Below are 13765 nucleotides of genomic sequence, written 5' to 3' on the forward strand. Positions count from 1 at the left end.
GTTGGCCGCCAGCCTGCCCAAGCGGGGCCGGCGGGTCCAGCCCGCCGCGGCCGCGGGGAAACGCTTGCCCTGTTGCCAGGCAGAAAGGGATGAACCAACCGCTCATCCACAGAACAGGAGCAAGCTTTGCCATTCCGGCATTGATCGCTGCAATGTCCTTCGGCATACTGCCGGCGCAGAGAAATGGCTTCGCCCCGATGACCTACATCCGCCCCCGCACCGCGCTCGAGACGATGCTCGCCGAGATCGCCCTGGCGGCGCGCCGGCCGCTGGCGGAGCGGGACGGCGCGGTGGCGGCGGCGATCGGCGCCTTCGTCACGCGCCCCGAACTGCTGGACGGCAAGGACTGCCCCTGCTGCCCCGATCGCTACGTGCGCCACCTGCTGCATAGCGATCCGGAAGGCGGCTACGCGGTGGTCGCCCTGGTGTGGCGCCCCGGCCAGATGTCGCCGGTGCATGCGCACCGCACCTGGTGCGCCTTCGGCGTCCACCAGGGCGTCCTGACCGAGAGCTACTACACGCCCGGCGAGCCGCCCGTGCTGAGCGCGACAAGGCTGCTGGCGCCGGGCGCCGCCAATCACGGCGCCGCAGACCCAAGCCTGATCCACCGCCTCGCCAATCTCGGCTGCGGCACCGCCATCTCGGTGCATTGCTACGGCGTGGGCTATGATCGCTTCGGGGACAGCGTGAACGAGGTCTACGCCGCCTGAGCATCCGGCCCGCTCGGCGGTGAGATCGCCAGGGCCGCGAACTGCCGGACCGGGGCCGGCCTGGTATTCAGTCGGTCGGTGACTGGCCTTGCCGCGCCCATCGTGGCATCGCCGCGCCGGCAAGCGCGGCAAGCCTCTCCCGGGCCAGCATCCGCTCCCGCATCAGCCGGCGCAGCAGCACATCGTCCGGAGCCGGCCGCAAGCGCTCGTCGGCGATGCGGCGCGCCAGGTCAGCCTCCCGCTCGGTGAGGCGGACTTGTGACGATGACGCGGGAATGCTCCCGTCCATGACGCGCTTGACCCCCGTGCCTGCCACACAACCCGGTCGGACCCTTCGGTTGTATCCAATCGCCGGATGCACCGGGCGATTGGAGGCAATCTCGCGTCCTCGCGGCACCTTCCAGCAGTCGGGCGGACATTTCAAGCGCCAGAGTCGATTGTATCCATATCCGAGTCGAGATTTTCACAAATTCGTACCTAGGTCAGGGATTCAATGGGTTCGGTCGGGATAAGGTTGTGCCCTGCTACGATGGAGGGCGGGACTGTACGTCTGCCGCATGTCAAGCCTGCCTAGGATTTCAGCAGCCAAGTCCGAATGGCAAAGCGCCTCAAAATCCAAACACTCGTGCAATTTTGTGCGGATCGCCTTGCATTGTCCGCGAATGTGATGCAACTTCTAGTTAAGAGTGGTCGCCCAGCTGTGCGGGAAGGGCAAGATGGACAGTTCCGTCGGAACGGCCGAGCGGCGCAGGGCAAAGCGGCAGGGCATGCTCAAGCGCGCCCAGATCGCCGCGGGGCAGACGCTCTTCGATTGCTGCATCCTCGACAGTTCGGAACATGGCGTACGGATCGAGACGCCGATGCCCGTGCGTCTCCCTGACAATGTGGTTCTGCGCCTGCAGGGCGAACTCGCCATCGCCGCCCGTCGCTGCTGGAGCCGCGGCACCGAGGCCGGGCTGGAGTTCGCGGCCGAGGATCGCGGCGCGCTCTCGGATGCCGCCACCCGGGCCTGGGCCATCCACGCCGTGCTCGCCGACGGCCATGTCGACGTGGCGCTGCGCAAGCTGCGCGACACCCGCTTCTTCGATGACGAGGCACTGCGGGAGGCCGCCGAGGCTGCGGAAGTCGCCCGCATGCGGCTGGCCGGCGCGCTCCGCGCCTTCGCGCTCGGGCGTTCCTGACGAGCCCGCTCAGCCGCGGCGCGCTGCCGCCCAGCTGGTGGTGACATGGGCGCAGGGGGCGGCCTCGCCCTCCGACCGCAGCAGGACCTCGCCATAGGACAGCGTGCGCCCTTTCCGGATCACCCGCGCCTCCGCGATCACCGCCCGCGGTGCCGGCGGGCGCAGGAAGGTGATGGCCAGGTTGGACGTCAGGCTCTCGTCCTTGCCGCCGGTCAGCGACAGCAGCGCCACCCACATCGCCACATCGGCCAGTCCCATCAGCGCGGGGCCCGAGACGGTGCCGCCGGGGCGCAGCAGGTCCTCGCGATGCGGCAGGCGCAGCGTGGCCTCGCCATCGGCGAAGGCGATCACCTCCACGCCCCAGGCGCCGGCGAGCGGCACGCCCTCCCGCACCAGCGCCTGCATCTCCGAAACCGTCAGGCTCATGCGCCGGCGACCACCCGGCCGAGGCAGGGATTGCGGCCTATCCAGTAGCAGAGTTCGGCGGGGCGGGAGATGGCGTAGAGCGCCAGGTCGCAGCGCTGGCCGGGCGCCAGCGTGCCGCGGTCGGCCAGGCCCAGCGCGGCCGCGGCGTTGACGGTCACGCCGCGCAGAGCCTCGGCGACCGTCAGCCGGAACAGCGTGCAGCCGAGGTTCAGCATCAGCAGCAGCGAAAGCGCCGGCGAGGAGCCGGGATTGAGATCGGTGGCCAGCGCGATGCGCAGGCCGGAAGCGCGCATCGCGGCGATATCCGGCAGGTGCGTCTCCCGGATGAAATAATAGGCGCCGGGCAGCAGCACGCCGACCGTGCCGGCCCTCGCCATGGCGGCGATGCCGTCCGCGCTGGCGTATTCGATGTGGTCGGCCGACAGCGCGCCGTGGCGCGCCGCCAGCGCCGCGCCCGCATCGTCGCGCAGCTGGTCTGCATGCAGCTTCACAGGCAGACTGGCGCGCTGCGCCGCGTCGAAGACCCAGGCGGTCTCCTCCGGTGTGAAGCCGATGGCGCTGTCGGTGAAGGCGTCCACGGCGTCCGCCAGGCCCTCGGCGGCGATGGCGGGAATGATGTGCTGCGCGACGTGGCGCGCGTACTCGGCGCGACGGCCGGCGTATTCGGGCGGGATGGCGTGGGCGGCGAGGCAGGATGTGACGAGCGAGACATCCCGCGCCGCGCCCACCTGCCGCGCCGCGCGCAGCATCCGAGCCTCCGTCTCCAGGTCCAGGCCGTAGCCGGACTTCACCTCCACCGTGGTCACGCCTTCGGCCAGCAGCGCGTCCAGCCGGGGCAGGGCGGCGGCGACGAGTGCATCCTCGCTCGCCTCCCGCGTCGCGCGCACGGTGGAGAGGATGCCGCCACCGGCCTTGGCGATCGCCTCGTAGCTCGCGCCTTCCAGCCGCATCTCGAATTCGCGCGCGCGGTCGCCGGCGAAGACCAGGTGGGTGTGGCAATCCACCAGCCCCGGCAGGATCCAGGCGCCGTCGCAGCGCGTGGTCTGCGCGGCCGTCCCTGGCAGGTCGGCGCGCCTTCCGACCCAGGCGATGCGCCCGTCCTTGGCGGCGACGGCGCCATCCTCGATCACGCCGAGGCCATCGCCCTGCATCGTGCAGAGATGCGCGTCTGTCCAGATGCGGTCGAAATCGCTCATGCCAGGCTCACCAGCGCGGCGAAGCGCCCCTGTTCCACCAGGCGCTTCGCGGCCTCGATATCCGGCGCCATGGTGCGGTCCTCGTCCCAGCGCGCGGCGACGGCGCGTAGCGCCGCATGCGCCTGCTCCAGTGGCGGCGAGCTTTGCAGCGGGCGGTGGAAATCCACGCCCTGCGCCGCGGCCAGAAGCTCGATGCCCAGGATCACCGCGAGGTTCTCCGCCATGGTCATCAGGCGCAGCGCGGCGCCGGTCGCCATGCTGACATGATCTTCCTGGTTGGCGCTGGTCGGCAGGCTGTCCACGCTGCGCGGCGTGGCGAGCGCGCGGTTCTCCGCCACCAGCGCGGCCGCCGTGACCTGGGCGATCATGAAGCCGGAATTGATCCCGGAATCCGCGACGAGGAAGGCCGGCAGGCCGGAATTCAGCGCGGGATCGGTCAGCAAGGCGAGCCGCCTTTCGCTGATCGCGCCGAGCTCGGCAAGCGCCAGCGCGATGGTGTCGGCGGCGAAGGCAACGGGCTCCGCGTGGAAGTTGCCGCCCGACAGCACTTCGCCTTCGCCGACCACCAGCGGGTTGTCGGTGACGGCGTTCGCCTCGCGCAGCAGCGTCGCCGCGGCGTTGCGCAGCAGGTCGAGGCATGCGCCGGCGACCTGCGGCTGGCACCGCAGTGAATAGGGATCCTGCACGCGCGGATCATCCTCGCGATGGCTGTCGCGGATGGCGCTGCCCGCGAGCAGCGCGCGCAGTGCGGCGGCGCATTCGATCTGGCCGGGCTGGCCGCGCAGGTCATGGATGCGCGGATCGAAGGGCGTGTCGGAGCCGCGCGCGGCATCCACGCTCATCGCCCCGGCGACGAGTGCCGTCTTCAGCAGGTCCTCCGCGGCGAACAGCCCTGCCAGGGCGATGGCCGTGCTGACCTGCGTGCCGTTGAGCAGCGCGAGCCCTTCCTTCGGCGCAAGGTCCAGCGGCGCCAGGCCGGCTGCGATCAGCGCCTCCGCGCCGGAAACGCGGCGGTCGCCGAGGAAGGCCTCGCCCTCCCCGATCAGCACCAGGGACAGATGCGCGAGCGGCGCGAGATCGCCGGAGGCGCCGACGGAACCCTTCGACGGGATGGCGGGCAGCACGCCCTTCGCCAGCAGACCAAGCAGCGCATCGACCACATGCGGCTGCACGCCGGAGGCGCCGCGCGCCAAGGACATCGCCTTCAGTGCCAGGATCAGGCGCACGACCGGCGCGGGCAGGAAGGCGCCGGTGCCCGCGGCGTGGCTGCGCAGCAGGTTGAGCTGCAGATGCGCGAGGCGATCCGGCGGGATGCGCGTGGAGGCCAGCTTGCCGAAGCCCGTGTTCACGCCGTAGAGCGCGGCCCCCGTCGCAAGCCGGCGCGCGAGCCCGTCCGCGCTGCCCTGCACCACGCCGCGCCACGATGCCTCGAGCGCAAGCGGGCCGCCGCGCATGATGGCGCGAAGGTCCTGTAGCGTGGCGGCGCCGGGAGTGATCATTGTCTGTGGGTTTCCCAACGGTGATTACCCCCACCCCGACCCTCCCCCGCTGCGCGGGCGAGGGAGCAGGCCGCGCAGCTCGCACTCCCTCTCCCGCAACGCGGGGGAGGGCTGGGGTGGGAGTTCAACACATCCACTCAGCGCAGCATCGGCATGTCGAGCCCGTATTGCCGCGCGCAGTCCTTCGCGATGTCGTAGCCCGCATCCGCGTGGCGCATCACGCCCGTCGCGGGATCGTTCCACAGCACGCGCGCCAGTCGTCGCGCCGCTTCCGGCGTTCCGTCGCAGACGATCACCATGCCCGAATGCTGGCTGAACCCCATGCCGACGCCGCCGCCGTGATGCAGCGAAACCCAGGTCGCGCCGGAGGCCGTGTTCAGCAGCGCGTTCAGCAGCGGCCAGTCGGAGACGGCGTCGGAGCCGTCCAGCATCGCCTCCGTCTCGCGATTCGGGCTCGCCACGCTGCCGGAATCCAGGTGGTCGCGCCCGATGACGATCGGCCCGATCTCGCCGCGCGCGACCATCTCGTTGAACGCCAAGCCCAGCTTGTCGCGCAGCCCGAGCCCGACCCAGCAGATGCGCGCCGGCAATCCCTGGAAGGCGATGCGCGCGCGCGCCATGTCGAGCCACTGGTGCAGGTGCTTGTCGTCGGGGATCAGCTCCCGGACCTTGTCATCGGTCTTGCGGATGTCCTCGGGATCGCCGGAGAGCGCGGCCCAGCGGAAGGGGCCGATGCCGCGGCAGAAGAGCGGGCGGATATAGGCCGGCACGAAGCCCGGGAAGTCGAAGGCGTTCGCCAGGCCCTCGTCCTTCGCCATCTGGCGGATGTTGTTGCCGTAGTCGAGCACGGCGCTGCCCATCTTCTGGAAATCGAGCATCGCCTGCACATGCGCGACCATGCTGTGCTTCGCGGCGGCCGCGACGGCTGCAGGGTCGCTCTCCCGCTTCGTCTCCCACTCCGACAGCGTCCAGCCGGCGGGCAGGTAGCCGTTCACCGGGTCATGCGCGCTGGTCTGGTCGGTGACGATGTCGGGCACCACGCCGCGCCTCACAAGCTCGGGGAAGATGTCGGCGGCGTTGCCCAGCAGGCCGACGCTGATCGCGCGCTTCTCGTCGCAGGCCTTGCGGATCATCGAGAGCGCGGTGTCGAGATCATCCGCGCGGTGATCCAGATACTTCGTCTCCAGCCGCTTCTCGATGCGGGAGGGCTGGCATTCCACCGCCAGCACGCAGGCGCCGGCGAAGACGCCCGCCAGCGGCTGCGCGCCGCCCATGCCGCCGAGGCCGCCGGTCAGGATCCAGCGTCCGCGCAGGTCGCCGCCGAAATGCTGCCGCCCGGCCTCCACGAAGGTCTCGTAGGTGCCCTGCACGATGCCCTGGCTGCCGATGTAGATCCAGGAACCGGCCGTCATCTGGCCGTACATCATCAGCCCCTTGCGATCGAGCTCGGAGAAATGCTCCCAGCTCGCCCAGCGCGGCACCAGGTTGGAGTTCGCGATCAGCACCCGCGGTGCATCGGCATGCGTGCGGAACACGCCGACCGGCTTGCCGGACTGCACCAGCAGCGTGTGCTCCTCGTCCAGCCGCTTGAGCACCGACAGGATCGTCTCGTAGCTGTTCCAGTCGCGCGCGGCGCGGCCGATGCCGCCATAGACCACGAGCTCGCCGGGCTTCTCGGCGACCTCGTCGTCCAGGTTGTTCATCAGCATGCGCATCGCCGCCTCGGTGGTCCATTGGCGGCAGGAGAGATCGAGGCCGCGCGGCGCGCGGATCGCGGGGGCGTTGCGGAAGCGAGCGGGGTCGGTCATGCGGCGCAGGCTACAGCGTGTCGCGGGCCGGCGTCACGCATTCGCCGCGCGCAGCGCGCGGTCGAGATCGGCGAACAGGTCCGCGGGGTCCTCGATGCCGGTGGACAGCCGCAGCAGGTCGTCGGGGCAGGGGGAACCGGCGCCCTCGATCGAGGCGCGATGCTCGATCAGGCTCTCCACCCCGCCGAGCGAAGTGGCGCGCTTCCACAACTCCACGCGCGCCGCGGTGCCGATGGCGTGCTGCGCCCCGCCGCGGACCCGGATGCTGAGCATCCCGCCGAAGCCGCCCTGCATCTGCCGCTTCGCAACATCGTGGCCGGGATGGCCGGGCAGGCCGGGATACAGCACCTGTGCGACGCCTGGATGCGCCACGAAGCGCTCGGCGAGTTCCTGCGCCGCGGCGCAGGCGGCCGGCACGCGCACCGGAAGGGTCCGCATGCCCCGCAACAGGAGAAAAGCCTCCAGCGGCCCGAGGATCTGGCCGAGCATGGAGCGGTTGCGCCGGATGCGGTCCCAGAATTCGTCGGTGCGCGCCGTCGCCAGCGCGCCGGCCACCACATCGGAATGGCCGTTCAGATACTTGGTCGCAGAGTGCATGACGATGTCGGCGCCATGCTCGGTCGGCCGCGTCAGCAGCGGCGTGGCGCAGGTGGAATCGACGGCCAGCCTCGCGCCGGCCTCATGCGCGATCCGCGCCGCGCCGGCGATGTCGGTGATGGACCACAGCGGATTGGCCGGCGTCTCGATCCAGACCAGCTTCGTCCGTCCCGGCTGCACCGCGGCGCGCAGCGCATCCAGGTCGGTCATGTCCACCAGCGTGAGCGCGATGCCCCAGCGCGCGGCATCCGTCATCAGCCAGTTGCGCATCGCCCAGTACATCACGTTGGGCGCGACGACGTGATCGCCGGGCGACAACGCCAGGAAGACCGCCGTCGCGGCGGACATGCCGGAGCCCAGCAGCATTGCCGCCGGCGCGCCTTCCAGCATGGCGATCACCGCCTCGGCCTCCCGCACCGTCTCGTTGTCGGCGCGGCCGTAGATGTTGCCGCTGCGGTACTGGTTGTCGGGGTCGCGCAGGAAGGTGGTGGTCACGTGGATCGGCGGCACGACGGCGCGCGTCGCCTCGTCCACCTTGCCCATCGCCTGCGCCGCCAGGGTGCGCGCCGTCCAGCTCTTGGTGCTCATGCCTGCTCCTGCCTCGCCGCCCCGATGTGGCACGCCCGGCCGTCTCGCGCGAGGGCGGTCACGATGCCCCTGGGCCGCCGGCCGTTCTGGACCTGACCGCGGACGATGCGGGAGACGCGTCCGCGCCAGGCGCCTTGCGTTGCATGAAGAGGGACGGGCCCTGCCGAGCCAGGCCTGGCGGTTGCACCGCGCGGCCGGATCGGCCAAGCCTTGCACATGGATCGGGTAAGGTCATGACAGCATACCACGCGGCCGCGGCGCTTCTGCCCGGCGGATGGGCGCGCGACGTGCTGGTCGAGGTGGCGCCGGATGGCGGCATCGCCGCCGTGACGCCCGGCGCCGCGCCCGCCGCCGCGCGGCGCCTCTCGGGGCATGTGATCCCCGGCGTGCCGGACCTGCACTCCCACGCCTTCCAGCGCGCCATGGCCGGCGGCGCGGAGCGGCGCAGCCCCGCCGGGCAGGACAGCTTCTGGACCTGGCGGGAGACGATGTATCGCTTCGTCGGCCGCTTCTTGCCCGAGGATGCCGAGGCCGTCGCCGCGCAACTCTATGCCGAGCTGCTGGAACACGGTTTCTGCAGCGTCGCCGAGTTCCACTACCTGCACCACCAGCCCGACGGCACGCCCTATGCGGATGTGGCGGAGATGGCGAAGCGTCACCTGGAAGCGGCGCGGCAGGCGGGCATCGGCATCACCATCCTGCCCTCGCTGTATCGCCATGGCGGCATCTTCGGGAAGCCGCCGCATGAGGGGCAGCGGCGCTTCCTGAACGACCTCGACCGCTTCCTGCGCATCGTCGAGGCAACCCGCGCTGCCTGCGCCGGCGATCCGCAATGCGCCGTCGGCCTGGCGCCGCATTCGCTGCGCGCGGTGACGCCGGCGATGCTGCGCGCGCTGGCGGGCGATGCCGGCCCGATCCACATCCACGCCGCCGAACAGCCGAAAGAGGTGGAGGAATGCCTCGCCGCCACCGGCGCGCGGCCGGTGCGGTGGCTGCTCGACAACATGCCGCTCGATGCCCGCTGGTGCCTGATCCACGCGACGCATCTCGACGACGCCGAGGTGACGGATCTTGCGCGCTCCGGCGCGGTGGCGGGGCTGTGCCCGACGACCGAAGCCTCGCTCGGCGACGGCATTTTCCGCCTCCCGGAGTTTCTTTCTGCCGGCGGGCGCTTCGGCATCGGCACGGACAGCCATGTCGGCACCGCGCCGGCCTTCGAGCTGCGCCAGCTGGAGACCACGCAGCGCCTCCGCGACCATGCGCGCGCGGTCGCCACGGGCGACCAGAACCCGCATCCCGGCCGCACCCTGTTGGATGCCGCGCTGGCCGGCGGCGCGCAGGTCTCGGGCCGCGCGCTCGGCGCCATCGCGCCGGGCATGCGCGCGGACCTGGTCGAGCTCGACGACACGCATCCGCTGTTGTTCGGGCGCGCAGGCGATGCGCTGCTCGATGCCTGGGTGTTCAGCGGCCAGGGCAACCCGGTGCGGACGGTGGTGTGCGGCGGCCGGCCGGTGGTGGAAGCGGGGCGGCACGTGAACGCGATGGCGATCCGCGATGCTTTCGGCGCGGCGATGCGGAGGCTGATGGCGTGACGGGACAGTTGGACGGGCAGGTCGCCATCATCACCGGCGGCAGCCGCGGCATCGGCCGCGCCATCGCGCTGCTCTACGCCAGGGAAGGCGCCGACATCGCCTTCTGCCACCTGCACGACGCCGAGGGCGCGGCGGAGGTCGCGGCCAAGGTCGAGGCGCTCGGCCGCCGCTCTTTCCACGCCGATGTGGACGTGGCGGAACTGCCCGCGCTGCGCGCCTTCATCACGGGCGCCGAGGCCACGCTCGGCCCCTGCGACATCCTGGTCAACAACGCTGGCCTCAACCTGCGCGGCCCCTTCGAGACGATCACCGAGGAACAATTCGACCGGGTGATGTCGGTGCATGTGCGGGCCAGCTTCTTCGCCGCGCAGGCCGTCTGGCCGGGCATGGTCGCGCGGGGCAGGGGCCGGATCATCACCACCGCCTCGCAGCTCGCCTTCAAGGGCGCGCCCAACATCGTCCCCTATTGCATGGCCAAGGCCGCGCTGGTCGGCATGACCCGCGCCCTCGCGCGAGAGGGCGCGCCGAAGGGCATCCTGGTGAACGCCGTGGCGCCCGGCCCGGTGGAGACCGACCTGACCGCACAGCTCGGCCCCGCATGGTCCGCGCAGACCGGCGCCGCGCTGCCCATCGGCCGCGTCGGCCAGCCGGAGGAGATCGCCGCCGCCGCGCTGCTGCTGGCAAGCTCCCCGGGCGGCGACTTCTTCGTCGGCGCGACGCTCTCCCCCAATGGCGGGGACGTGATGCATTGAACGCCGTGATCCGCACCCTGACACCGACAGAGGCCGAGCAGGCCGTGGACTGGGCCGCGGCCGAGGGCTGGAATCCGGGCCTCGTGGATCTCGACTGCTTCCTGGCGCAGGACCCGGGCCTGTTCCTTGGTGCCTTTCAGGGCGATGCGCTGGTCTCGGTGATCTCGGCGACGCGCTACGATCCGGATTTCGGCTTCATCGGCTTCTACATCGCGCGGCCGGAGGCGCGCGGGCAGGGGCATGGCATCGCCATCTGGCGCGCCGCGATGCGGCAGCTTTCCGGCCGGCTGATCGGCCTCGACGGCGTGGTCGCGCAGCAGCCGAACTACAGGAAATCGGGCTTCCAGCTGGCCTGGAACAACATCCGCTTCGGCGGCGAGGCGCCGGTGCTGCCGGCGCCCCGCGTACACATCGTCCCGGCCGTCTCGCTGCCCTTCGCCGCCCTCGAATCGCTGGACCGCCAGGTCTTCCCGGCGGAGCGGCCGGATTTCCTGCGCGCCTGGCTCGGCGCGCCGGGCCACATCGCGCTCGCCCTCGTGCGGGATGGCGCCGCCACCGGCTTCGGCGTGATCCGGCCCGCCCGCAGCGGCCACAAGATCGGCCCCCTGGTCGCGCCCGACGAGGCCGCCGCCGAGGCGCTGCTCGCCGCCCTGCTGGAACGCACCGGCCCCGGCGAGATTTTTTGGGACGTGCCGGAGCCGCATGCGGCGGCGGTGGCGCTGGCAACGCGACTCGGCCTCAAGCCCGTCTTCGAGACGGCGCGGATGTACACCGGCGCCGCCCCACCCGTCGCAATGGACCGTCTTTTCGGCATCACGACCTTCGAGCTCGGCTGACACTTTCCCCCTCCGCCCGCCCCCGCTACCTGGGGCGGGCAGGATGGAGGGGTGATGACGGTCCGCATCGAGATCGGGACGACCAATGCCGGCGCGCCGGCAACGCTCGACCTCGAGGAACTGCTCGCCACGCGCCTGCTGGTGCAGGGCAATTCCGGCTCGGGCAAGTCGCATCTGCTGCGCCGGCTGCTGGAACAATCCGCGCCTTGGGTGCAGCAGGCGGTGATCGACCCCGAGGGCGATTTCGTCACCCTCGGCGACCGCTTCGGCCATCTGGTGATCGACGCGGCCGAGTCCGGCCTGGCCGGGCTGAGACGCGCCGCGGACGGCGTGCGCCGCCATCGTGTCTCCGTCGTGCTGAACCTCGAGAATCTGGAGCAGGACCAGCAGCTTCGCCATGCCGCCGCCTTCCTCGACGGCCTCTTCACCGTGGAGCGCGACATCTGGTCTCCCATGCTGGTGGTGGTGGACGAGGCGCAGCTCTTCGCCCCCGCGATGGGCGGCGATGTCTCCGACGAGGCGCGCCGCACCGCGCTCGCCGCCATGACCGACCTGATGTGCCGCGGCCGCAAGCGCGGCCTCGCCGGCGTCGTCGCCACGCAGCGCCTGGCGAAGCTGGCGAAGAACGTCGCGGCCGAGGCGTCGAACTTCCTGATGGGCCGCACCTTCCTCGACATCGACATGGCCCGCGCCGCGGACCTGCTGGGTATGGAGCGGCGACAGGCGGAGATGTTCCGCGACCTCGCGCGCGGGCATTTCGTGGCGCTCGGCCCCGCCATCACCCGCCGCCCGCTACCGGTTCGGATCGGCGAGGTCGAGACGGCGTCGCGCGGGCAGGGCCCGAAGCTGGTGCCGCCGCCGCAGGAAGCCTCGGAAGCGGCGCGTGAGCAGATCCTGAAGGCCGCCGCCGCGCCGGAGCCGCGCCTCACCCCACCGCCGCGCCGCCCCGCCGCGCCGCCGCCGGATATCGCCGCCCAGCTTGCCGCCGCCCGCCCCGCGCCGGTGCATGACCGTGCCGAACCGACGCTGACGGTCGAGGAGGAAGAAGCGCGCTCAAGGAAACTCGGCGAGGTCCTGCGCGCCGTGCTGTCCGAGCCCGAGGCCGCTTACCGCCAGCCCGCCATCCTCTACCAGGACTTCCTGGTGCGCTGCCGGATCGCGCGGCTTGGCGCCGCACCCGACCTGCCGGCCTTCCGTCGGCTGCTCGCGCTTGCCCGCGCCGGGGTCGAGGAGGCGGCGCTGGACGATGCCGACTGGCCCGCGGTCGCCGAGCAGGCCGCCGCCCTGCCGGAGGATACGCAGGGGGTCTACCTGCTCCTCGCCCGCGCCGCGCTCGCCGCCGAGCCCTGTCCCTCCGATGCCGCCATCGCGCGGGCCTATGGCAGCCGCTCGCCCGGCCGCGCGCGGCGCCTGCTGGACTGGCTGGAGGCTCAGGGCGCCATCGTCTGCCGTACGGACAATCTCGCGCGCCGGATCGTCGCGCTCACCGGCTCGGGCCGCGAGACGGCGCCGGGCGATCCCGCGGCGGAGGCGGCATAGCCCCAGGGCTTCCTCGAAGGCCGGGACGGCCGCATGCTCGCCCCATCCGCTTGAGCAAGGATGGCTGCATGCCCACCCGTCGCCTCGCCCTGCTGGCCGTCGCCGCCCTTGCTGCGCCGCATCCGGCTCGTGCCCAGGCCTGGTCCACGCGGCAGGTGCGGCTGCTCGTGCCCTTCGCACCGGGCGGCAGCGTGGATGCGGGCGCGCGACTCTTCGCCGAAGCGCTCGGCGCGCGGATCGGCCAGGCTGTGGCGGTGGAGAACCGCGCCGGCGCCGGCGGCGCGATCGGGGCGGAGGCCGTGGCGCGCGCGGCGCCCGATGGCACGCTCCTGCTTTGGGGCTCTTCCGCGGTCGTCTCCATCGCGGCGGCGCTCCGGCGCGGCCTGGCCTATGACCCGCTGAAGGACCTGGCGCCGATCAGCCTGGTGATGCGGGCCTGGCACGGGCTGCTCGCCAGCCCGCAGCTTCCCGCCGGGATCGCCGCGGCGCTGGCCGAGGCACGCGCCAAGCCAGGCGCGCTGAACTTCGCCTCCGGCGGCACCGGCTCGGCGACGCATCTGCTGGGCGAGCGGCTGAAGCTCGCCGCCGGGCTCGACCTGGTGCATGTGCCCTATCGCGGAAGCGGCCAGATCTATCCCGACCTGGCCAATGGCCGCGTGCATTTCGCCTTCGAGAGCCTGCCCGTCGCGCTGGCCCAGGCGCGCGCCGGCACCGCGCAACTGATCGGCGTGACGGCGCCGGAGCGCACGCCGCTCACGCCGGATACGCCGACGCTGGTGGAGAGCGGCATCGCCGGCTTCATCACCAGCGCCTGGTTCGGCCTGCTGGCGCCTTCCGCCACACCGGCGCCGCTGCGCGCGGAGATGGAAGCGGCGGCGATCGCGGCGGCGGGCAACGCGCAGTTCCGCAGCCGCAGCGAGGCGGCGGGGTTTGAGGTGGTGGGCTCGACCGCGCAGCAATTCGCGGCCCTGATCGCGGACGAGGTGGCCGCCTGGCGCGAGGTCGGCGCGAAGACCGGCATCAGCCTGAACTGAGGCGGGC

Annotated in this window: 13 protein-coding genes; 7 read left to right on the top strand and 6 right to left on the bottom strand. The window is 71.8% G+C overall.

Going from position 1 to position 13765, the window contains the following annotated elements:
• Window positions 1-152 precede the first annotated feature (152 nt).
• Window positions 153-710 carry a cysteine dioxygenase family protein gene (locus E4T13_RS02060; protein ID WP_240790952.1) on the top strand — a complete coding sequence of 186 codons (558 nt, stop codon included), beginning with the start codon at window positions 153-155 and terminating at the stop codon, window positions 708-710.
• Window positions 711-777: 67 nt separating this feature from the next.
• Here the strand turns inward: E4T13_RS02060 and E4T13_RS02065 are convergent, their stop codons facing one another.
• Complete coding sequence (locus E4T13_RS02065) at window positions 778-999, bottom strand: hypothetical protein (RefSeq protein ID WP_137176575.1); 222 nt, start codon at window positions 997-999, stop codon at window positions 778-780.
• 427 nt (window positions 1000-1426) lie between these two features.
• On the opposite strand from E4T13_RS02065, the gene E4T13_RS02070 reads away from it, so the two are divergent.
• Window positions 1427-1891: a PilZ domain-containing protein gene (locus tag E4T13_RS02070; RefSeq protein ID WP_137176576.1), complete on the top strand. Its 465-nt coding sequence runs from the start codon at window positions 1427-1429 to the stop codon at window positions 1889-1891.
• 9 nt (window positions 1892-1900) lie between these two features.
• Here the strand turns inward: E4T13_RS02070 and E4T13_RS02075 are convergent, their stop codons facing one another.
• The 5 genes from E4T13_RS02075 to E4T13_RS02095 form a co-directional block, all read right to left on the bottom strand.
• Entirely contained in the window at window positions 1901-2317 is a 417-nt protein-coding gene (locus E4T13_RS02075; protein ID WP_137176577.1) for a PaaI family thioesterase, read from the bottom strand.
• Window positions 2314-3513: an imidazolonepropionase gene (gene hutI / locus E4T13_RS02080; protein WP_137176578.1), complete on the bottom strand. Its 1200-nt coding sequence runs from the start codon at window positions 3511-3513 to the stop codon at window positions 2314-2316. The genes E4T13_RS02075 and hutI overlap by 4 nt, the downstream gene beginning before the upstream one ends.
• Window positions 3510-5012, bottom strand: a complete 1503-nt coding sequence (gene hutH, locus E4T13_RS02085; RefSeq protein WP_137176579.1) for a histidine ammonia-lyase — start codon at window positions 5010-5012, stop codon at window positions 3510-3512. The genes hutI and hutH overlap by 4 nt, the downstream gene beginning before the upstream one ends.
• Window positions 5013-5149: 137 nt before the next feature.
• A complete protein-coding gene (gene hutU, locus E4T13_RS02090; protein ID WP_137176580.1) occupies window positions 5150-6820 on the bottom strand; it encodes a urocanate hydratase in 1671 nt (556 codons plus the stop codon).
• A 33-nt stretch (window positions 6821-6853) separates the two neighbouring features.
• Window positions 6854-8005, bottom strand: a complete 1152-nt coding sequence (locus E4T13_RS02095) for a PLP-dependent aspartate aminotransferase family protein (RefSeq protein WP_137176581.1) — start codon at window positions 8003-8005, stop codon at window positions 6854-6856.
• Window positions 8006-8238: 233 nt separating this feature from the next.
• On the opposite strand from E4T13_RS02095, the gene E4T13_RS02100 reads away from it, so the two are divergent.
• The 5 genes from E4T13_RS02100 (at window position 8239) to E4T13_RS02120 (ending at window position 13758) form a co-directional block, all read left to right on the top strand.
• Window positions 8239-9597 (top strand): formimidoylglutamate deiminase, encoded by a 1359-nt coding sequence (locus tag E4T13_RS02100; protein WP_137176582.1) that lies wholly within the window; start codon window positions 8239-8241, stop codon window positions 9595-9597.
• On the top strand, window positions 9594-10349 hold the full coding sequence (locus E4T13_RS02105) for an SDR family NAD(P)-dependent oxidoreductase (protein WP_170984751.1): 756 nt from the start codon (window positions 9594-9596) through the stop codon (window positions 10347-10349). Before E4T13_RS02100 ends, E4T13_RS02105 begins: the two co-directional genes overlap by 4 nt.
• A 5-nt stretch (window positions 10350-10354) precedes the next feature.
• Window positions 10355-11185: a GNAT family N-acetyltransferase gene (locus tag E4T13_RS02110; RefSeq protein WP_240790953.1), complete on the top strand. Its 831-nt coding sequence runs from the start codon at window positions 10355-10357 to the stop codon at window positions 11183-11185.
• 54 nt (window positions 11186-11239) lie between these two features.
• The gene (locus E4T13_RS02115; RefSeq protein ID WP_137176584.1) at window positions 11240-12724 is read left to right on the top strand and encodes an ATP-binding protein; all 1485 of its coding nucleotides are present in this window, start codon (window positions 11240-11242) and stop codon (window positions 12722-12724) included.
• 68 nt (window positions 12725-12792) lie between these two features.
• The gene (locus E4T13_RS02120) at window positions 12793-13758 is read left to right on the top strand and encodes a tripartite tricarboxylate transporter substrate binding protein (RefSeq protein ID WP_137176585.1); all 966 of its coding nucleotides are present in this window, start codon (window positions 12793-12795) and stop codon (window positions 13756-13758) included.
• The last annotated feature ends 7 nt before the right edge of the window (window positions 13759-13765 follow it).

The organism is Roseomonas sp. AR75 (assembly GCF_005222815.1).
Classification (GTDB): domain Bacteria; phylum Pseudomonadota; class Alphaproteobacteria; order Acetobacterales; family Acetobacteraceae; genus Falsiroseomonas.